The organism is Paraburkholderia caffeinilytica, from assembly GCF_003368325.1.
GTDB lineage: Bacteria > Pseudomonadota > Gammaproteobacteria > Burkholderiales > Burkholderiaceae > Paraburkholderia > Paraburkholderia caffeinilytica.
Genome location: NZ_CP031467.1, coordinates 3,212,450 through 3,233,023 on the forward strand (window position 1 = coordinate 3,212,450; position 20,574 = coordinate 3,233,023).

Annotated in this window: 19 protein-coding genes; 8 read left to right on the forward strand and 11 right to left on the reverse strand. The window is 65.0% G+C overall.

Annotated elements, in window-relative coordinates:
* The first annotated feature begins 9 nt into the window (after nt 1-9).
* The 7 genes from DSC91_RS30655 to DSC91_RS30685 all read left to right on the forward strand — a co-directional run bounded on the left by DSC91_RS30655 (nt 10) and on the right by DSC91_RS30685 (nt 8,508).
* The gene (locus DSC91_RS30655) at nt 10-2,844 is read left to right on the forward strand and encodes a DUF4118 domain-containing protein (protein WP_115782289.1); all 2,835 of its coding nucleotides are present in this window, start codon (nt 10-12) and stop codon (nt 2,842-2,844) included.
* On the forward strand, nt 2,837-3,535 hold the full coding sequence (kdpE, locus tag DSC91_RS30660) for a two-component system response regulator KdpE (protein WP_115782290.1): 699 nt from the start codon (nt 2,837-2,839) through the stop codon (nt 3,533-3,535). Before DSC91_RS30655 ends, kdpE begins: the two co-directional genes overlap by 8 nt.
* 144 nt (nt 3,536-3,679) lie before the next feature.
* Nucleotides 3,680-4,000, forward strand: a complete 321-nt coding sequence (gene sugE, locus DSC91_RS30665; protein ID WP_093639567.1) for a quaternary ammonium compound efflux SMR transporter SugE — start codon at nt 3,680-3,682, stop codon at nt 3,998-4,000.
* 259 nt (nt 4,001-4,259) lie between these two features.
* Complete coding sequence (locus DSC91_RS30670) at nt 4,260-4,871, forward strand: DUF4126 domain-containing protein (protein WP_115782291.1); 612 nt, start codon at nt 4,260-4,262, stop codon at nt 4,869-4,871.
* Nucleotides 4,868-7,450, forward strand: coding sequence for an ABC transporter permease (locus tag DSC91_RS30675; RefSeq protein ID WP_373291880.1), 2,583 nt, complete (start codon nt 4,868-4,870; stop codon nt 7,448-7,450). Before DSC91_RS30670 ends, DSC91_RS30675 begins: the two co-directional genes overlap by 4 nt.
* Before the next feature lie 28 nt (nt 7,451-7,478).
* Entirely contained in the window at nt 7,479-7,892 is a 414-nt protein-coding gene (locus tag DSC91_RS30680) for a group II truncated hemoglobin (protein WP_115782293.1), read from the forward strand.
* Nucleotides 7,885-8,508: a DUF924 family protein gene (locus DSC91_RS30685; protein ID WP_115782294.1), complete on the forward strand. Its 624-nt coding sequence runs from the start codon at nt 7,885-7,887 to the stop codon at nt 8,506-8,508. The genes DSC91_RS30680 and DSC91_RS30685 overlap by 8 nt, the downstream gene beginning before the upstream one ends.
* 81 nt (nt 8,509-8,589) lie before the next feature.
* Here the strand turns inward: DSC91_RS30685 and DSC91_RS30690 are convergent, their stop codons facing one another.
* The 11 genes from DSC91_RS30690 to DSC91_RS30740 all read right to left on the reverse strand — a co-directional run bounded on the left by DSC91_RS30690 (nt 8,590) and on the right by DSC91_RS30740 (nt 18,355).
* Nucleotides 8,590-10,575 carry an ArnT family glycosyltransferase gene (locus DSC91_RS30690; protein ID WP_115782295.1) on the reverse strand — a complete coding sequence of 662 codons (1,986 nt, stop codon included), beginning with the start codon at nt 10,573-10,575 and terminating at the stop codon, nt 8,590-8,592.
* A gap of 251 nt (nt 10,576-10,826) precedes the next feature.
* Nucleotides 10,827-11,573, reverse strand: coding sequence for an SDR family oxidoreductase (locus DSC91_RS30695; protein WP_115782296.1), 747 nt, complete (start codon nt 11,571-11,573; stop codon nt 10,827-10,829).
* 83 nt (nt 11,574-11,656) lie between these two features.
* A complete protein-coding gene (locus DSC91_RS30700; protein ID WP_115782297.1) occupies nt 11,657-12,241 on the reverse strand; it encodes an LOG family protein in 585 nt (194 codons plus the stop codon).
* A 2-nt stretch (nt 12,242-12,243) separates the two neighbouring features.
* Nucleotides 12,244-12,969, reverse strand: coding sequence for a TetR/AcrR family transcriptional regulator (locus DSC91_RS30705; protein ID WP_054034977.1), 726 nt, complete (start codon nt 12,967-12,969; stop codon nt 12,244-12,246).
* 227 nt (nt 12,970-13,196) lie between these two features.
* Nucleotides 13,197-13,844, reverse strand: a complete 648-nt coding sequence (locus DSC91_RS30710; RefSeq protein WP_115782298.1) for a diacylglycerol kinase — start codon at nt 13,842-13,844, stop codon at nt 13,197-13,199.
* Between the two features lie 20 nt (nt 13,845-13,864).
* The gene (locus DSC91_RS30715) at nt 13,865-14,896 is read right to left on the reverse strand and encodes a glycosyltransferase family 4 protein (protein WP_115782299.1); all 1,032 of its coding nucleotides are present in this window, start codon (nt 14,894-14,896) and stop codon (nt 13,865-13,867) included.
* 30 nt (nt 14,897-14,926) lie between these two features.
* Nucleotides 14,927-15,868 carry a UDP-2,3-diacylglucosamine diphosphatase gene (locus tag DSC91_RS30720; RefSeq protein WP_115782300.1) on the reverse strand — a complete coding sequence of 314 codons (942 nt, stop codon included), beginning with the start codon at nt 15,866-15,868 and terminating at the stop codon, nt 14,927-14,929.
* 189 nt (nt 15,869-16,057) lie between these two features.
* The gene (locus DSC91_RS30725) at nt 16,058-16,579 is read right to left on the reverse strand and encodes an RDD family protein (protein ID WP_115782301.1); all 522 of its coding nucleotides are present in this window, start codon (nt 16,577-16,579) and stop codon (nt 16,058-16,060) included.
* Between the two features lie 12 nt (nt 16,580-16,591).
* A complete protein-coding gene (locus DSC91_RS30730) occupies nt 16,592-17,350 on the reverse strand; it encodes a DUF3106 domain-containing protein (protein WP_115782302.1) in 759 nt (252 codons plus the stop codon).
* Between the two features lie 16 nt (nt 17,351-17,366).
* Nucleotides 17,367-17,795, reverse strand: a complete 429-nt coding sequence (locus tag DSC91_RS30735) for a DUF3619 family protein (protein ID WP_115782303.1) — start codon at nt 17,793-17,795, stop codon at nt 17,367-17,369.
* Nucleotides 17,792-18,355, reverse strand: coding sequence for an RNA polymerase sigma factor (locus tag DSC91_RS30740; RefSeq protein ID WP_054034971.1), 564 nt, complete (start codon nt 18,353-18,355; stop codon nt 17,792-17,794). Before DSC91_RS30740 ends, DSC91_RS30735 begins: the two co-directional genes overlap by 4 nt.
* Before the next feature lie 363 nt (nt 18,356-18,718).
* Between DSC91_RS30740 and DSC91_RS30745 the strand changes: the two genes are divergently transcribed.
* Nucleotides 18,719-20,482 carry an acetolactate synthase 3 catalytic subunit gene (locus DSC91_RS30745; protein WP_115782304.1) on the forward strand — a complete coding sequence of 588 codons (1,764 nt, stop codon included), beginning with the start codon at nt 18,719-18,721 and terminating at the stop codon, nt 20,480-20,482.
* Nucleotides 20,483-20,574: the final 92 nt, after the last annotated feature.

Below are 20,574 nucleotides of genomic sequence, written 5' to 3' on the forward strand. Positions count from 1 at the left end.
CCATTGAGCATGAACCGCCCCGATCCTGACGAACTGCTCGACAAGCTGCAACGCGACGAAGAAAAGCGTCAGCGGGGCAGGCTGAAGATTTTCTTCGGCGCGTCGGCGGGCGTCGGCAAGACCTATGCGATGTTGCAGGCCGCGCGGCGCCGTGCCGATGAAGGTGCGGACGTGGTGGTCGGCATCGCCGAAACGCATGGCCGCAGCGAAACCGCTGCGCTGCTCGAAGGCCTCGACGTGCTGCCGCTCCAGCATATCGAGTATCGCGGCCGCAAGCTCGCCGAGTTCGATCTCGACGCCGCGCTCGCCCGCAAGCCGCAACTGATTCTCGTCGACGAGCTCGCGCACTCGAACGTGCAGGGCGCACGGCACCTGAAGCGCTGGCAGGACGTCTACGAACTGCTCGACGCGGGCATCGACGTCTACACCACGGTCAACGTCCAGCACCTCGAAAGCCTGAACGACGTGGTCGGCCAGATCACCGGCATCCGTGTCTGGGAGACGGTGCCCGACCGCGTGTTCGATCGCGCCGACGAAGTCACGCTGGTCGACCTGCCCGCCGAGGAACTGCTCGACCGGATGCGCGACGGCAAGGTGTATTTGCCGCAGCAGGCCGAGCGCGCGGTGCGCAATTTCTTTCGCAAGGGCAACCTGATCGCGCTGCGCGAGCTGGCATTGCGCCGGACCGCCGACCGTGTCGATGCGCAGATGCGGGAATATCGCGCCGACCGTTCGATCCAGCGGATCTGGCAGGCGCGCGAGCGCTTGCTGGTGTGCGTCGGCCCCGGCCCGGAAGCGCCGATGCTGGTGCGCGCCGCGGCGCGCCTTGCCGCCAGCCTGAAAGCCGACTGGATCGCCGTCTATGTGGAAACGCCCGCGCTGCAGCGCTTGCCCGATGCGCGCCGCGAACGCACGCTGAATGCGTTGAAGCTTGCCGCCGAACTTGGCGCCGAAACCGCGACGCTCGCCGGTATCGATGCCGTCGCCGCGCTGATCGGTTACGCGCAGGCGCGCAACGTCTCGAAGCTGGTGGCCGGCGCCTCGGCGCGCACCGGTCTCAAGCGCTGGCTGCGGCGGCCGCTCGGCGAGCGCATCGCCGAGCGCGCGGGCGATCTCGATCTCACGTTGATTCGCGCGTCGTCGGAACGTGACGGCGCTGAGCATCGCCGCTTGCTGAACACGACCGCCAACGCGTGGCGCGAGGCGCTGAGCACAGCGCGCGAACGTCGGTCGCCGCCGCGCGCCTACGGCATCGCGCTGGCGATTTGCGCCGCCATCACGCTGTTGTCGAGCCAGCTGATCGACCATATCGATCTGACCAACCTCGTCATGCTGTACCTGCTCGGCGTGATCTTCACGGCAGTGAAGCTGGGGCGCGGGCCGGGCGTCGTGCTGTCGTTCATGAGCGTGGCAGCTTTCGATTTCTTCTTCGTGCCGCCGCGCATGTCGTTGTCGGTGTCCGATACGCAGTACCTGCTGACCTTCTTCGGCATGCTGCTGACGTCGCTCGTCATCAGCCATCTCACGTCGAGCTTGCGCCGCGAGGCGAGTGTCGCGCGGCGCCGGGAGCAACGCACCGGCGCGATGTACGCGATGGCGCGTGAGCTGGCGGCGGCGCTCACCATGGAGCAGATCGTCGGCATCGGCAGCCGGCATGTGAGCGAAGTGTTCGGCGCGCGCGTCGCGATTCTGTTGCCGGACAGTGCCGATCAGGTGAAGCAGAAGATTGAGGATCCCGACGCGACGATCACGCTCGAAGGCGAGATGCTCGATATCGACGTCGGGCAATGGGTCTACGACCAGCAGAAACCCGCCGGACAAGGCACCGATACGCTGCCGGCCGCCGCCGCGCTCTATCTGCCGCTGAAAGCGCCGATGCGCACACGCGGCGTGCTCGCCGTCGTGATGCGTGACGAGCGCGAACTGGATGTACCGGAGCAGCAACGCATGCTCGACGCGTTCGCCGCGCAGATCGCGCTGGCTCTCGAACGGGTGCATTACGTCGACATTGCGCGCGATGCGCTCGTCAACATGGAATCCGAGCGCTTGCGCAATTCACTCCTCTCGGCGATTTCGCACGACCTGCGCACGCCGTTGACGACCATCGTCGGCTTCTCGTCGATGCTGGCGCAATCGCGCGAAGCGCATTCCAGTGCGCAGCCTGGCGACGATCTCGTCGACGCGATTCACGAAGAAGCGCTGCGCATGACCGGCATCGTCACCAATCTGCTCGACATGGCGCGCCTGCAGGCGGGCAGCCTGCAACTGAACCGGCAGTGGACGCTCCTCGAGGAAACGGTGGGCGCGGCGCTGCGGGCGTGCAAACGCGTGCTGGCGAATCATCCGGTGCAGGTGAAGCTGCCGGCGGATTTGCCGCTGCTGCACCTCGACGCCGTGCTGATGGAGCGGCTCTTCTCGAATCTGTTCGAGAACGCGGCCAAATACACGCCGCCGGACACGCCGCTGACGATCGGCGCGCAACGTCTCGACGCGGACGGCAAGTCGTACGTGCGCGTCGCGGTCGACGACAACGGACCGGGTCTGCCGGCCGGCATGGAAGCGCGTGTGTTCGAGAAATTCACGCGTGGCGAGAAGGAATCGGCCAAGCCGGGCATCGGTCTCGGTCTCGCAATCTGTCGCGCAATCGTGGAGGCGCACGGCGGTACAATCGGCGCGCTCAACCGGATGTCCGCGGATGGCCGTGTCGAAGGCGCGCGCTTCTGGTTCACGCTGCCGGTGGAAACGCCGCCCGAAGCACCGGATGCGCTGGAAGACGAAGGCGCCGACGCCTTGCCCGATCTCGACTCAACTTCTAACCCGCTTTCCAAGCCTAACCATGAGTGACCCGAGCATCACCGTCGTCCTGATTGAAGACGAAAAGCAGATTCGCCGCTTCGTGCGAACCGCGCTGGAAGGCGAGGGCATCGTCGTGCACGACGCCGAGACCGGTAAGCAAGGTCTCGTCGAAGCCGCGACGCGCAAGCCCGATCTCGTCATCGTCGATCTCGGCCTGCCCGATACCGACGGTCTCGACGTGATTCGCGAGCTGCGTGGCTGGAGCGAGTTGCCGGTCATCGTGTTGTCGGCGCGCACCCAGGAAACCGAGAAAGTTGCAGCGCTCGATGCCGGTGCGGACGATTACCTCACCAAGCCCTTCGGCGTCTCCGAACTGCTGGCGCGGATTCGTGCGCATATGCGGCGGCGTAACCAGGGCGGCGCGAATGAATCGCCGCTGGTGCGCTTCGGCGAGGTGACGGTCGACCTGGCCTTGCGGCAGGTGAGCCGCGACGGCGCCGCCGTCCATCTCACGCCGATCGAATACCGTCTGCTGGCGACGCTGGTTCGCCATGCCGGCCGCGTGCTGACGCACCGCCAGTTGCTGCGCGACGTGTGGGGGCCTTCGCATGTCGAGAGCCATCACTATCTGCGTATTTATATGGCGCATCTGCGTGGGAAACTGGAGCGCGACCCGGCGCAGCCGGAGCATATCGTCACGGAAACGGGCGTGGGATACCGGTTGGTCGGGGCGGTTTGAGCCTGACCAGGGCGTCCGCTACGCCCTTGCGGCTGCTCGCCGCAGCAAGGCGGTGGGCCATTTTTCTATAATTACAGTTCGTAAGGACGGCCTTGCGCATCCGCTACACACGGGGACGGCCCCATCTGATCATGGAGCTGTCTCATGTCCTGGATTCTTCTGCTGATTGCCGGTTTGCTCGAAGTCGCATGGGCGGCCGGTCTCAAAACCTCCGACGGTTTCACCCGGCTCTGGCCGTCCGTGTTCACGATCGTGACCGCGCTCGGCAGCTTCGTTCTGCTTGCCATGGCGATGCGCCAGTTGCCGCTCGGCACGGCCTACGCCGTGTGGACGGGAATTGGCGCGGTCGGCGCGTTCATCTTTGGCATCGTCATGATGGGCGAGGCCCTGACGGTCGCGCGGGTGGCAAGCGCGGCGCTGATCGTGATCGGATTGATCGGCTTGAAGCTGTCGTCGGGGCATTGAGCCCGGCTGGCGCTCCCGATTACCGTGTTCGCATGGGTTCGAACCGCGCGCCAATCTCCTGCCGTTAGAGTCCGCCATTTGTTAGCCGCTCTGCGTTCTGCGAATTAACGTGGCTATAATGAGATCGAATCCAACCTGAATTTGCCCGCGGCCTAGTCGGCGCGGCCGGCTTGGCGCGGGTCTGACGACTTCGGTGCGGCGGCTCCCTTTCCATTGCCCGTCGAAGCGCCCGGCACGCACAGCGCGCCTGGAGGCGGCCATGCTTGAATCACTTTCGCTCGCTGCGGGCCTCTCATGGGGCAGCGGTCTGCGCCTCTATCTGACAGTCCTGCTGGCCGGCGTGTTCGCACGTCTCGGCTTCATCCATCTCCCGGATACGTTGTCCGCCCTGTCTTCGCCGTGGGTAATCGGTGTGGCCGGCGTGCTGACAGTCACCGAATTTCTCGCCGACAAGATCCCCGCGTTCGATTCGCTGTGGGACGCGGTCCATACCTTTATCCGCATTCCCGCCGGCGCCGTGCTGGCAGCCGGCGCGCTCGGCCATGCCGATCCTGCGCTGCTGACGGTCGCCGCGCTCGCGGGCGGCACGCTGGCGGGCACCGCGCATCTGGCGAAAGCGGGCACGCGCGCGCTGATCAATCTGTCGCCGGAACCGGTGTCGAATGTCGTGACCTCGACCGCTGAAGACGGTCTCGTGTTCGGCGGCATGCTGCTCGCGCTGTTCGTGCCGCTTCTGTTCCTGGTGTTGATGGTGGGCTTCCTGATACTGGCCGGCTGGGCGTTGCCGAGGCTGTGGCGCGGGGTGCAGGGCGGTTTTCGCGGGATGGCGACGCACATGGTGTCGCGGTTTGCCAGGAGCAGGCACGATTGAGCGATACGGTAAGGGTTGCGACGGCGCGGGCGGGCTCGCGGCCAAGGCGCCGGCTGGGCGGCGCGGATGTGCTGCGCCAGGCTATCCGCATGACGGCGCGCGACTGGCGCGCCGGCGAACTGACGATGCTGCTGCTGGCGCTGGTGCTGGCCGTCGCGGCATTGTCGAGTGTCGGCTTTCTGGCTGACCGTTTGCATCAGGGGCTCGAGCGCGACGCGCGGCGCATGATCGCCGCTGACTTCATCGTTCGCGCCGATCATCCGGTCGACCCGCAGTTCGCGCGGCAAGCCAGCGCGCTCGGTCTGACTACCGCCAGCACGGCGATCTTCCCCAGCATGATCAACTCGACCGGCGCGCAGCCGGTCTCGCGGCTGGCCGCGATCAAGGCGGTGTCGCCAGGCTATCCGTTGCGCGGCGCGTTGCGGATTGCTCCGGCGCCGGGCGCGGCGGACCATCCCACTCAATCGATTCCGGCGCCGGGCACGGTATGGGTCGATCAGGCACTGCTCGACGCATTGAAGCTGCATGTCGGCGACGCCGTAAAAGTTGGAGCCCGCAGCTTCACGATCGGCGCGCTGATTACGCGCGAGCTCGACCGGGGCTTCTCGTTCGTCAACTTTTCGCCGCGTTTGATGCTGCGTGCCGACGAGATCCAATCGACCGGCCTCATCACCTTCGGCAGCCGCGTGACTTACCGGTTGCTGGTGGCGGGTTCGGACGCATCGGTGGCGCGCTTCGCGCAATTCGCGCATGACAGGGTGGACGGCGGCAAGATGCGCGGCGTCGCGCTCGAGTCGTTGCAGGACGGCCAGCCGCAGGTGCGTCAGACGCTCGACCGCGCGAGCCACTTCCTCACGCTGGTCTCGCTGCTCACCGCGTTGCTCGCGGCGGTGGCGATCGCCATGGCCGCGCACCGGTATATGCGCCGGCATCTGGACAGTTGCGCGGCGATGCGCTGTCTTGGTGTGAGTCAGGCCACGCTGCGCGTGCTATTCACGCTTGAATTCGTGGGGCTGGGTGTGATCGGCGGCGCGCTCGGTGTGGCGCTCGGTTACCTGGGGCACATGGCGTTGCTGACGTGGCTCGGCAGTCTGATCGACGTCGTGTTGCCGTTTCCAACCGTATGGCCCGCGCTCGAAGGTATCGCGGCCGGTCTCGTGTTGTTGCTCGGATTTGCATTGCCGCCGCTGTTGCCGCTGACGCGCGTGCCGCCGGTGCGCGTGCTGCGCCGCGAATGGGGCGAAGCGGGGCGCACCGCCTGGGCCGCTTACGCGCTCGGCATCGTACTGTTCGCCGCCCTCCTGATCGCAGCCGCGGGCGAGTTGAAGCTCGGTGGCATCGTCGCGGGCGGCTTTGCCGGCGGATTGCTGGTGTTCGCGTGCATCGCGCGGCTGGCGTTGTGGGGCGCTTCGCGTGTCGTGCGCAGCGAGCGCGTGAATGCGGGCATCGGCTGGCGCTACGCGTTGGCGTCGCTGGAGCGGCGCAGCGGCGCGAGCGCATTGCAGATCACCGCGCTCGGCATCGGCCTGATGTGCCTGTTGCTGATCGCGATGACGCACAACGATCTCGTGGCCGGCTGGCGCAAATCGACGCCGCCCGATGCGCCGAACGAATTCGTCATCGATATTCAGCCCGACCAGCGCGACGCGGTCACGCAGTATCTGAGCGCGCACGGCGTGCCCGGCACGGTCCTCTCGCCGATGGTGCGCGGCCGGCTGATCGCCATCAACGGCAAGCCGGTCAATCCGGATTCGTTCAAGGGCGACGATGCCAGGCGTCTCGTCGACCGCGAGTTCAATCTGTCGTACACGACCGAGCTGCCCGACGACAACCGCCTCTCCGCCGGTACGTGGTATGGCGACACGAAGACGCCGCAGATTTCGATCGAGCAGGGGCTCGCGCAGCTGATCAACGTGAAGCCCGGCGATACGCTGCGTTTCGATGTGACGGGGCTGCAGATCGATGCGCCGGTGACAAGCGTGCGCAAGCTCGACTGGGGTTCGTTCAAGGTCAACTTTTTCGTGCTGATGCCGCCGGCCGCCTTGCAGGAGTTCCCGGCGACGTTCATCACGAGCTTCCATTTGCCGCCGGAAAAGCAATCGACCATCGACGGCCTGATGGCCGCTTATCCGAACCTCACGGCAATCGACACCGGTCCGATCCTCGCGCAGGTGCAGCGCGTGTTGCAGCAGGTGATCGGCGCGGTGCAGTTCCTGTTTGCGTTCACGCTTGCGGCCGGCGTGCTGGTGCTTTACGCGGCACTCGCCGGCACCCGCGATGAGCGTATGCGAGAATCCGCGCTGCTGCGCGCGCTGGGGGCCTCGCATCGCCAGGTGCGCGCGGTCCAGATTGCCGAGTTCGTGGCGGTTGGCGCGCTGGCGGGGTTGATGGCGGCGCTCGGTGCGCAGGTGATCGGCTGGCAGCTGGCGACGCGTGTGTTCGAGTTTTATCTGGCGTTCGATCCGTGGTTGTTGCCGGCGGGTATCGCGGCCGGGGTTGCCTGCGCGGGCGTGGGCGGCTGGCTCAGCTTGCGGCAGGTGCTGGCGCGGCCCGCGCTGCAATCGCTGCGGGACGCGTGATTTTTCTTTCCTGTTTTTGTGATTGAGTATGAGCGATCTTAACGACGAAGTGTCCGCGGCGCAGCCGACGGCCTTCGAACTGGTGGGCGGTGAAGCGCGCGTGCGCGGGCTGGTCGACCGTTTTTATGACCTGATGGATCTCGAAGCTGAATTCGCCGGGATTCGCGCGTTGCATCCGGCGTCGCTCGATGGCTCGCGCGACAAGTTCTTCTGGTTCCTGTGCGGATGGATGGGCGGCCCCGATCATTACATCAGCCGCTTCGGCCATCCCCGGCTGCGAGCCCGGCATATGCCGTTTCCGATCGCGTCCAGCGAGCGGGATCAGTGGCTTCGCTGCATGGCGTGGGCGATGGAAGACGTTGGGCTTGCCGAGCCATTGCGGGAGCGATTGTTGGCGTCGTTCTTCGAAACGGCGGACTGGATGCGCAATCGCAATGGTTGAGCGGGAGGAGGCGGCGGAAACCGTGGAACCGGTGGAACCGGCGGAGGCGCGTGCGGTCCTGGACTGCTGGTTCGGCGCTTCGGATGCGCCTACCTTCGGCGAGGCGCGCAAGCGCTGGTTCTCGCGCGACGATGCCTTCGATGCGACGCTGCTGGAACGCTTCGGAACACTCATCGAAGCGGCGCGCGCGGGATCCCTCGACAGCTGGACGGCAACACCGCTCGGCGCGTTGGCGCTTGTTATCGTGCTGGATCAGTTTTCCCGTAATTGCCACCGCAATACACCGCGTGCTTTCGCTGGCGATCAACACGCGTTGCGCATCGCGCATCAGATGATCGCCGGCGGCGCCGATCTCCTGTTGCCGACCGTGCATCACCGTGCGTTCGCATACCTGCCGTTCGAACACGACGAAACGCTTGCCAGCCAGCACGAATCGTTGCGCCTGTTCAAACAGCTGAAGGCGGAGCCGGGCGGTGCGTCCTACTACTCCTCGGCGGTCAGTCACGCCAGAATCATCGAGCGTTTCGGACGCTTTCCGCATCGCAATGCGCAACTCGGGCGCCAGTCGACCGATGAGGAAAAGGCTTTCCTCAAGGAACCCGGTTCGTCGTTCTAGGCGTTAGGGAAACGCGTTGGCACAAGTCTGGTCCGGCACGGTCTGCGCGTGCAGTGCAGTGCCGTCTTGCGCCGCCGTTTGCTATTCGCCGTGCGTGGGCGCCGTCGGCGTCCGAACGAACACCCGCAGCAGCTCGTCGGTGTCGCCTGGGCGCGCACCTGACCAGAACAGCCGCCAATCGCCCGCCGGCGCGCGCGCATTGTCGGTGCGGCTCTGCGCGATCAGCCACGTGCACTCGGTTGTCGCCGGATTCGCGGTCGGTTGATGCTCGATGCCGGTGTAGTAGTACAGCATCGGTGCTTCTGATTCGCCGAGGTCCGTGCTGGCCATGCAATCGCCGTCGTTCCACTCGATATTCAGCCTGGCGCCGAGGTTTTCGAACACGGAGCGGTAGCTCTTCGCATAGTCGAGCCACGGCAGCAGCAGCGTACTCACCAGTCCCCACGCGAGAATCGCGCCCACGCACCAGCTCAGCGCGCCGCGCCATTTGCCGGTGTATTTGAAGACCGGCAGCAGCCACAGCCAGCCGAGCGTCATCAGCAGTGCGGCCGCGATCAGTCCGGGTTTGACCGGCAGCACCCAGTCGAGCGGCAGCCAGCGGCCGAGCCGGTGCAGCGACGCATGCGTGTTGGCCGGACCGCTCATGATCGACCAGATGATCCACGCGAGCGCGGCCGCGCTGCCGAACAGCACGCGGCTCGCCATGTCCCAGCTCGCGTGCAGACGCCGCGGCAGCTTGTCGATGCCCTGCATCGCCACCAGGGCAAGCGGGGCGATGAACGGCAGGATGTACAGCTCGCGCACCGTCGCCGAACTTTGCAGAACGGCGAAACCGGTGCCCGCGAAAATCACCGGCAGCGCGATACCCGGATCGCGCCAGCGGCGCCATCCGCCGCCGGCGAGTGCGGCCAATGCAAGCGGTACGACTGGAAAGCCGACGCTCAAGACGGTGCGCAGCACGAACAGGCGGCTTTCGTTTTCAGAGCCGAGTTCCGCCACCGAAAAGCCGAAGAAGCGGCCAATGTTGTTGTCCCACAGCCAGACCTTGAAGAGTGCTTCGGAGCGGAGATAGAAAAAGGTCGGCCAGATCAGCGCGAAGGGCGCGCAGACCAGCGCTGCGACGCCGAGTGCCCCTGCAAAGCTGCGGGTGCGGCAGGCGGGATACAGCACCAGCACCGCGACGGTGGTGGCGCCGAACACGAGCGGCACGAACAGGCCCTTGGCCAGCAACGACACGCCCACGCCGGCGCCGAACATCGCCGCGCCGCTCAGAATCGCGCGGCGCCGGCGGCGCGCGTCGACCGGTAGCAGGCGCGCTTCGTCGCGCAGATGCACGAGGACGAGTTCGAACAGTCCGCAAAAGCCGATGGCGGCGCCGGCCATCAGCGCGACGTCGGTCATCATGTCGTGCACGTGCTTGATGACGACGAGCGTGCTCGCGAACAAGGCCAGCGTGCCGATCACCCGGACGTCGAACCAGCTCGACGCGGCCACCGCGCGGCGGGCGGCGCGTGCCGTGTAGTAGACGGTCAGCCCGGCGAAGAGCGCGCTCGCGAGGCGTGCGGCGTCGTGCAACGGCAGGTAGCGGCCGAACATCCACGCGAGGCCGGCGGCGACCCAGTCGTAGATCGGCGGTTTTTCGACGAAGGGCTGGCCGGCGTTGGTCGGCACGACCAGATCGCCGGTGTCGAGCATGTGCTGGATGATCCCGAACGTGTAGGTCTCGTCCTGTTTCCACGGCTCGTGGCCCAGGGTGCCAGGCAAAAGCCACGCGCACAGGATCGCCAGCGCGGCCAGCCACATCAACGGACGGGCAGCCGTGAGCGCGCGCAAGCGGCGGGCGCCGCGCGAAGCGGGCGCCGGAGCGCCGGGTTCCATGGGACCGGCGGGGGCGTCGGGCCTTACGGGCGCCGCGGCAAGGTGGCCGGCTGGCAGGGCGGCGCCGGATTCGGCGGCGTGTGCCGAGCCGGGGGGCGTGTCCGGTGCGGCATCGGCGGGGCAGGCCGGTGCTGGCGTCGCAGCCGCGACGTTCCCCGCGCGCCAGGGCGCGGATGGGTTTTCGTGCATGAGAATCTCTGGTCGCCGTACGCGGCGGCGTGGGCCGCGGACTTAGGCTCTGACTATGCGTCGCATGCGGTTGCATGCGAACGCTGCGATTGTAGTCCGAGTTGATTACGGTCGATTACGGAAAAGGCGTCGAATATTGCGGTTAGCCGAACGGATTGCACCGATTCCTCACCAAATTGACGGGAATGGGGAGTCAGGAAAGGAGAAGGCGGCCGCCAGAAATCACTGGCGCGGCCACGGAAAAGAGGGATTCAGCGTCCGCCGGCGACGTCGAGCAGCGCGCCCGTCACGTACGAAGCGGCGTCGCTCAGCAACCAGACGATCGACTCGGCCACTTCGTCGGCGCTACCGGGGCGGCCGAGCGGCGTGGTCGCGCCGAGCTGGGCGGCGCGCTCGGGCTTGCCGCCGCTGGCGTGGATGTCGGTATCGATCAGGCCGGGGCGCACCGCGTTCACGCGCACGCCTTGCGGGCCGAGTTCCTTGGCGAGGCCGATCGTCATGGTGTCGACCGCGCCTTTCGAACCGGCGTAGTCGACGTATTCGTTCGGCGACCCCAAACGCGAGGCCGCCGACGAGATGTTCACGATCACGCCGCCCGCGCCGCCACGGCTTGTCGACATCCGGCGCGCGGCTTCGCGTGCGCACAGATACGCGCCGAGCACGTTGACGTCGAACATGCGCTTCAGGCGCGCGAGGTCCATGTCCGCGAGCTGGCTCGAGGGCGCGACGATTCCGGCATTGTTGACGAGCGCATCGAGCCGGCCGAAGTTTTGCCGGAGTGCGTCGAACATCGCGATCACATCGGCTTCGCTGGCGACGTCGCCGGCAATCGGCAACGCCTGGCCGCCGGCGAGTTCCACTTCGGCCACGGTGTCTTGCGCGGCCGCGAGGTTGCTCACGTAATTCACGCCGACCGACCAGCCGCGCGCGCCCAGCAAACGCGCGGTTGCGCGGCCAATGCCGCGGCTGCCACCGGTGATCAGAACGGTTTTCGTCATTGCAACCTCATCGTTCGGGTGGGACCGCAAGGGCGTGCGGCCGGTGTTCGTTCAGCGGGTCGAAGAAACGCGGCAGGCGGCGATCAAACGGCGTCGCGCTTGATGGCCCATTTGTCGCTGGCAGGCGGCCTGTAGCGTTGCAGCTTGTCGATCAGCGCGACCGGATCGGCATCCCGTTGCAGGATGTCGAAATAGGTCTGCCTCATGAAACCTTCGTCGACTGTGTGTTTGAGGAGCGCGATCAGCGGATCGTAGAAGCCGTCGATATTCAGCAGTGCCACCGGCTTCTGGTGATAGCCGAGCTGCGCCCACGTATAGACCTCGAACAGTTCTTCGAGCGTGCCCGCGCCGCCCGGCATCGCGACGAACGCGTCGGACAGGTCGGCCATCATCTTCTTGCGATGATGCATGTCGGGCACCACATGCAGTTCGGTCAGGCCGTTATGGCCGACTTCCTTGTTGACCAGCAACTCCGGAATCACGCCGATTGCGCGGCCGCCTTCGGCCATCACCGTATCGGCGATCACGCCCATCAGGCCGACCTTGCCGCCGCCATAGACCAGCGCGAGATCGGCCTGCACCAGCGCGCGGCCGAAAGCGCGCGCGGCGTCGGCGTACAACGGTCTGACTCCGTCGGAGGAGCCGCAATACACACACACCGACTTCATGCTCAAACGTCCTTCGGTTCGTTGCGAGGCGCGGCGCCTTCCTTCGGCGGCAGGTAGTCGTAGAACTCGCGCTTGGGCAGCTTGCCGGAGACGAGGTCGTCGAAAATCTGCCGCGAGCGGCCGCGCAGATAAGGCGCCATCAGCGAGACGATCTGCACGCTCACCTGATGCAGCTCCGCGCGAATCGTTTCCTGTTCGTTGTACTTGCGCGGGTTCATCACGAACTGATACGACAGCCAGTACGTGCCGATCACGCCGACATTGGTGGCGATCACATGCAACTCCTCGGGCGTGGCGACCATTTCGCCGTCGGCCACGAGCTGTTCGCAGAACTGGCTGGCAAAGCGCACCTTGTGGCTGATGATCTGCTTGAAGTGCGTCTCCAGCGTGCGGTTGCGCGCCAGCAGATCGTTCAGGTCGCGATACAGGAAACGATAGCGCCAGGTGAAATCGACCATGTACTGCAGGTACGACCACATCTCGTCGATGGTGGCGCGGTGGTCGTCGGGAAAGCGCAGACGCTTTTCGATCTCCTGCTCGAACTGGCTGAAGATGCTGTTGATGATGTCGTCTTTGTTGCGGAAGTGGTAGTACAGGTTGCCTGGACTGATTTCCATTTCCTCGGCGATCGTCGTCGTGGTGACGTTCGGTTCGCCGATTTCGTTGAACAGTTTCAACGATAGTTCGAGTATCCGTTCGCGGGTGCGGCGGGGAGGTTTGGCTTCCATGTCGTCCGGCCCTGGTTTCGCCGGGCTGGGCGCGTGGCGGCTTGCCGCTCTAGCGTGATCCATCCGGACGCGGTTGGTATAGTGAGCGCCCCAGCGGTTTCCCGTGGGGCTATCGGACGATTATAAACCGACCGTTCTTATACCAAGAGGATACTCAGGGTTTTCATCCTTTGGGACGCCGGACACGCTGCGCCTGGCGCCGCCGCAGGGCGGGTTCGCGGTCAGGCTCATAGCCACGCCTTGACCCAGCGCACGACGAGCGGCCCGACAATCAGCACCCACGTCATCACGCACATGCCGAGTGCGACCATCACCGCCGCACTGCCCAGATCCTTGGCCCGGCGCGACAATTCGTGGCGTTCGAGCGAAATCCGGTCGATGGCCGCCTCGACGCTCGAATTCAGCAATTCGACGATCAGCACCAGCATGACCGAGCCGAGCAGCAACACGCGCGACACGGGATCGACCGGCACCAGCACGCCGCACGGAATCAGGATCGCGGCGAGTGTGAGTTCCTGGCGGAACGCGCTTTCCTCGCGGATCGCCACGCGAAACCCGGCAAGCGAATTTTTCATCGCGTGCCATGCGCGGGTCACTCCGCGATTGCCCTTGTACGGGTTGAAGGGGAGCGGGGCGAGCGGATCGTCGGGGCTGAGCGGCTCGTGATGGGAGTCGTTGTCGGGACTCGCGAGGGGACTCGCGAGGCTCGCGCCGTTCATGCCGCGAACGCCATTCGCGCGATCGACGTGATCGACATGATTCGGCGCGTCGTGCTCGCTGACGTCGTCGAACGGCTCGATGCCGGCGGCGTCGGTATCGCCGGTGTGCAGCGCGCCGTTCGACGCGCGCGCCGCGGTGGAGTGTCGGGTTCGCATAAACGGCTCGGCGCGTCGCCTCAAGCGGCGGCGCTTTCCTCGCTATACGACGCGCGCGGCAGCGGCTTCAGGTGCGCCGCGAACTGCTCGGATGCCGCGGCCCACGAGAAGCGTTCGGCCCACGCGCGCGCATGGCTGCGCTCGATTTTCAGCGCTTCGAGGCAAGCCTCGCGCAAGTCTTCGTGCATGGCGCCCGCGCCGCCGTCGCCGAGCACGTCGATCGGGCCGGTCACGGGATACGCCGCGACCGGCGTGCCGCAGGCGAGCGCTTCGAGCAGCACGAGTCCGAAGGTGTCGGTGCGGCTCGGGAACACGAAGACGTCGGCGGCCGCGTAGACCTTGGCCAGTTCGGCTTGCGTCAGCACGCCCAGGTAATTCGCCTGCGGATAGCGCGACTTCAGTTCGGCCAGCGCCGGGCCTTCGCCGGCAACCCACTTCGATCCGGGCAGATCGAGTTTGAGAAACGCCTCGACGTTCTTCTCGACCGCCACGCGTCCCACGTACAGAAAGATCGGCCGCGCGGTGTTGAGGACTTTCGAGTCCATCTGGTGAAAGATCTCGAGGTCGACACCGCGCGTCCACAACACCACGTTGGTGAAGCCGAATTTTTCGAGGTCGGCCTTGACCACCGGCGTCGGCGCCATCACCGCGAGCGACGCCTTGTGGAACCAGTGCAGGAACTTGTAGGTGGCGACGAGCGGAATGCCGAAACGCGCCTGCACGTATTCGGGAAAGCGCGTGTGATAGGCGGTTGTGAACGGCAGCTTGTGCTGGATCGCATAGGCGCGCGCGGCCATGCCGAGCGGGCCTTCGGTGGCGATGTGCAGCGCGTCGGGCGCGAATTCGTCGATCCGCTGACGCAGCTTGCGGCGCGGCATCAGCGACAGGCGAATCTCAGGATAGGTTGGGCACGGAATCGTCTTGAATTCGAGCGGCGTCAGCAAGTCGACGCGGTGGCCGAGTGCGGTGAGTTCGCGCGTCGTGTTTTTCAGCGTGCGCACGACGCCATTGACCTGCGGTTCCCATGCGTCGGTGACGATCATGATCTTCATCGGTTTTGGCCCAATAGAAGTGGAGAGGGACTACGCGGTCGCCCGGGCCTTTTGCACGCCGACTTCCGGGGCGCGCATCACGGTCCAGTAGATCACCTTGAGTTCGCCTTCATACGTCTCGACGAGTGCCGACAGGCTTTCGACCCAATCGCCGTCGTTGCAATACAGCACGCCGTCGATGTCGCGGATTTCGGCTTTGTGGATGTGCCCGCAAACCACGCCGTCGCAACCACGGCGGCGCGCTTCGTCGGTCATCACATGCTCGAACGACGAGATGAAATTCACCGCATTTTTCACCTGATGCTTCAGGTATTGCGACAGCGACCAGTACGGAAAGCCGAGCCGGCTGCGGATCCGGTTGAACCAGCGGTTCAGGACCAGGATCATGGTGTAGAGCGTGTCGCCGAGATAGGCGAGCCACTTCGCGTGCTGAATCACGCCGTCGAACAGGTCGCCATGCACGATCCACAGGCGCTTGCCGGCGAGTGTCGTGTGGAACGCCTCGCCGCGCACGTGGATGTCGCCGAATGCGAGGTCGCAGAACTGACGCGCGGCTTCGTCGTGATTGCCGGGCACGTAGATGACCTGGGTGCCTTTGCGCGCTTTGCGCAGCACCTTCTGCACGACATCGTTGTGCGCCTGTGGCCAGTACCAGCCCTTTTTCAACTGCCAGCCGTCGATGATGTCGCCCACGAGGTACAGGTATTCCGACTCGTTGTGACGCAGGAAGTCGAGCAGATACGGCGCCTGACAACCGCTCGAGCCGAGGTGGATGTCGGACAGCCAGATGGTGCGGTAGCGGTGCGGCTCGGCGTGGTCGTCGTCGTGATGGGTGGCGTGCGCGTCGAGCGGCAGCGACGGCACGGGCAACGGCAAGCCGTGGCTAGGGTTGGGTTCCGGGCGGAACGCGACAGGGTCGACGCTCGGGCCGGTCTGGCGGAACAGGGAAGTCGCGGACGTTTTGGGGTCCATGGCTCACGCGTCGAGTTGCGGTGCCCGTATTGCGCCAGCCGCGCGTGACCGTGCCGTGACAGTCACGAGAAGTTCTTATTACTGTGGCGGGAGAGAGGGGGCAGACAGGGTCTGTGGCGAGCGGCGATCGCAGTCGGGCGAACGCGAACCGCCGGCGCGGCGGCGTGAATTGCGAGGCGGCCAGTTTTCTCAGTGCGCGACGCTAATGACCCGCGTGCCGGCAAGGCGGTCGTGCGGGAATTGACGTTGCGAATCGAGGCGGCCGGTGGCGGCCCACAGCGCAAACCAGATCGCGGCGATCGCCAGCGTTTGCGGCACGGCGAGGCCCAGCAAGGGATGCAGCGCGAGCGGCGGTAAAAACCACAGCCACGCCAGCACGTAACGAGCGATTGCGCGGCCCGTCGACAGCGCCGTGCCGTTGGCGGCGACGACGCGCAGGCGCCAGGTTTTCATCGGCAGCGTCTGGCCGCTGTGCGTCCAGAACCAGACGAAATACAGACCGACCACGAGGCCGATCCACGCAGCGAGCAGGTTGTGATGGGTAAGACCGTTGCGCTGCTGCGTCAACGTGCTGAACAGATAGCCGGCGATGAACACGACGCCGAACAGGATCACGGCTTCGTAGAGCAGTGCGGCAAGGCGCCGGCGAACGGTGGGTGCGGTGCCGGACGATTCGGCGGGCGGCGTCGGGGTGGCGAGCGGCTGGGGCACGATGGGGGCGGATCAGGAACCGTTGAAGATCGACGGCGCCTCGGCCGGCGAAACCGGCACCGGCGTGGCGGGCACGAAGCTGCCCGCGGCGGGAATCGCCGGCGTGGCGACCGGGCTCGGCAATGAAGCGGCCTCCGCGGCACTGGCCGCTGCGGCACCGCTTGCGCCGTGCTCCCGGGCGTTGACCAGACGGTCCAGGCCCTTGATCTCGGACTTGCCGGACGGCGGCGCGCTCACGACGCTCGGCCGCCGTTTGCGCTCGCTCGCGGCGAGCCGCTCCTTCAGCTCTTCCGGCAATTGCTGATAAGCCTTCCATGCGTTCTGGCGGGTTTCTCGCGGCAACTCCTTCGACACCTGATAGTTTTCGCGGGCAACGCGCCGCTGATCGGGTGTCATGCGCACCCATTCAGTCATTCGGTCATGCAGGCGTTTTTGCGCATCCGGCGACAATTTCGGGTAACGCGCCGCGATCTTGATCCATTTTCGCTTGCGTTCGTCGCTGAAGGAATCCCAAACGCCGGCAAACGGCGCGAGCGCGAGGTGTTCGGCCGAACTCAGGTGCGACCACGCCATCGGGCCATTGTTGTCGGACAGGCCGGGCAGTTCGACGGCGAGCGTAGGCGCGGGTGTCTTGGCTGTTGCGTTGCCGCCTGCGGCGGGCGTGCTGGCGGTCGACGGGCTCGGATAAAAGCGCGGATAGGTCGCGGCAAACGACACCAAAGCCGCGATCGCGCATCCGAAAACAACGGCCAAGCCGCGCTTGTAGCTCACCCGAAGAATCTCCCGCTCAGTGGGCGCGTGATAGGTACGCGTTGAAACCGTGATCGAGATAGGCATTGAGCGGCAAGTCGTCGCTTAGCATGGCTGCATCGATATCGGCGAGTTCGGCGGTGCGTTGCTGGTCTTCCCAGTAGGCGATGCCCACCAGGCTGACGACCAGCGCGACCAGCGGCCAGGCGAGCGCGAAGCGGCGCAGCGGCGAGCGGCGGCGCCGCGGCATCTCGACCTGCGGCATGCCGGACGGCATGCCGGCACCGGCGAAGGCGGGTACGAACACCGGCGCGCTCACGGTTTCGGGCTTCTTGCGAGCGAGCGCGGCCCGGCGCGCCGCGGCGAGCCGGTCGACGGTGGCGGACGGGATACTGGCGGCGTTTTCGTCGAGCGCGCGGCGCACCTGGCGGGCGAACTCGAGTTCTTTGGTTTCTAGGGAGCTCATAGCGTAATTCCTTTAGCCTTGAGCGCTTGCGCCAGCGTGTGGGTGGCCCGCGAGCAGTGTGTTTTCACACTGCCTTCGGAGCAGCCCATCGCGGCGGCAGTCTCGGCGACATCCATATCCTCCCAATAACGCATGAGAAACGCCTCCCGTTGACGTGCCGGTAATTTTTGGATCTCGTCGTCGATTAACTGTAAGACCTGTTCGCGTTCGAGTTTCTGTTCGTTGCTTTCCGAGCCCGCTGAACCTTGCTGCGCCTCGAATGTTTCGAGTGGGTCGAATTCGTCGTCGTCGGCGTTGCCGAGCGAAGAAAACAGACTAACCCAAGTATTGCGCACTTTGGCACGACGGAAATAGTCGTGCATCGCATTCTGGAGAATACGCTGAAACAGGAGCGGAAGTTCGGCGGCAGGACGGTCGCCATATTTTTCGGCGAGTTTGATCATCGCGTCCTGCACGATATCGAGCGAGGCGTCGTCGTCCCGCACGGCGTAGACCGTCTGCTTGAATGCGCGCCTTTCGACGCCCGCCAGAAAATCGGCGAGTTCCTTGTCTGATGCCATCCGTTTGGGGGTCGGCGCAGCGTGCGTGCGCGTAATCGGTCGAAAAATGTCGTAAAACTCGCGGATGCTAACAAACTTTCGAGCCGCTGGGGCGAAACCGGTCCTAACTTGCATCTCTATAACGAACTATCGGTCGTTTTTGACCCATGGCGGGATTCGGGGGCAGGGTGCCAGGGCAATATTTGCTTGACCGCGCGAACATCTGCAGATATCTTCGCTGGTTCGCAACATAAGTGACTTGTCTCAATTGAGGTGTGGCCCAAGAAGCTCACCTGTCAACTGGACGCGCCGCTTGAACCCGAGCCACAAGCCCGGCAGAGAGCACCCGATCAATTTTTTGCCGAAAATTCGAAAGGTGAATAAATGAATATGCCCAGCGCGGAATTCTCCACGTCGGATACGACCCCCCATCCCGAAGCCGGCTCTATCGGCGCCACCGTGCTCATGAAGGCACTGGCCGACGAAGACGTCGAGTTTATCTGGGGCTATCCCGGCGGCTCGGTACTCTACATTTACGACGAGCTGTACAAGCAGGACAAATTCCAGCACGTCCTCGTGCGCCACGAACAAGCCGCAGTCCACGCCGCTGACGCCTACGCGCGTTCCACCGGCAAAGTGGGCGTGTGCCTCGTGACCTCCGGCCCCGGCGTCACCAATGCGGTGACCGGCATCGCGACGGCCTACATGGATTCGATCCCGATGGTGATCATCAGCGGCCAGGTGCCGACTGCCGCGATCGGTCAGGATGCGTTCCAGGAGTGCGATACGGTCGGCATCACGCGTCCCTGCGTGAAGCACAACTTCCTCGTGAAGGACGTGCGCGACCTGGCCGCCACCGTCAAGAAAGCGTTCTACATTGCCCGTACCGGCCGTCCCGGCCCGGTGCTGATCGACATCCCGAAAGACGTGTCGAAGGCGCCGTGCCAGTACGAACCGCTCAAGACCGTGTCGCTGCGTTCGTACAATCCGGTCACGAAAGGTCACTCCGGCCAGATTCGCAAGGCCGTGGCCCTGCTGCTGTCGGCCAAGCGTCCGTATATCTATACCGGCGGCGGCATCATTCTCGCGGATGCATCGCGTGAGCTGAACCAGTTCGCCGATCTGCTCGGTTACCCGATCACCAATACGTTGATGGGTCTGGGCGGCTACCGAGCGAGCGACAAGAAATTCCTCGGCATGCTCGGCATGCACGGCACGTACGAAGCCAACATGGCGATGCAGCACTGCGACGTGCTGATCGCGATCGGCGCGCGTTTCGACGACCGTGTGATCGGCGACCCGACGCACTTCGCGTCGCGCCCACGGAAGATCATCCATATCGACATCGATCCGTCCTCCATTTCCAAGCGCGTCAAGGTCGACATTCCGATCGTCGGCGACGTGAAGGAAGTGCTGAAGGAGCTGATCGAGCAGTTGCAAACGGCCGAGCATGGCCCGGACACCGCGGCGCTCGCCGACTGGTGGAAGGACATCGAAGCCTGGCGCGCCAAAGACTGTCTGAAGTTCGATCGCAAGAGCGACATCATCAAGCCGCAGTACGTGGTGGAAAAGGCGTGGGAACTGACCGACGGCAATGCCTTCGTGTGTTCCGACGTCGGCCAGCACCAGATGTGGGCGGCGCAGTTCTATCGCTTCAACAAGCCGCGCCGCTGGATCAACTCCGGTGGCCTCGGCACGATGGGCTTCGGCTTGCCGGCGGCGATGGGCGTGAAGATGGCGCACCCGGACGACGACGTGCTCTGTATCACGGGCGAAGGGTCGATCCAGATGTGTATCCAGGAACTCTCGACCTGCAAGCAGTACGAGACTCCGGTGAAAATCATTTCGCTGAACAACCGCTATCTGGGCATGGTGCGCCAGTGGCAGCAGATCGAATACAGCAAGCGCTATTCGCATTCGTACATGGATGCGCTGCCGGATTTCGTGAAGCTCGCCGAAGCGTACGGCCATGTCGGCATGCGTATCGAACGCACGGCCGATGTCGAGCCGGCGCTGAAGGAAGCGCTGCGCCTGAAAGATCGCACAGTGTTTCTCGATTTCCAGACCGATCCGACCGAAAACGTCTGGCCGATGGTTCAGGCCGGCAAGGGCATCACGGAGATGCTCATGGGTTCGGAAGATCTATAACGACGGCGCGTTGAGTTAAACGCAGCGTTGGCTTCGTCATGCGCGCCTTCAAAAAGGGCGAAGGCGGACGAAGCGGCGCGAAACCGCTCGCA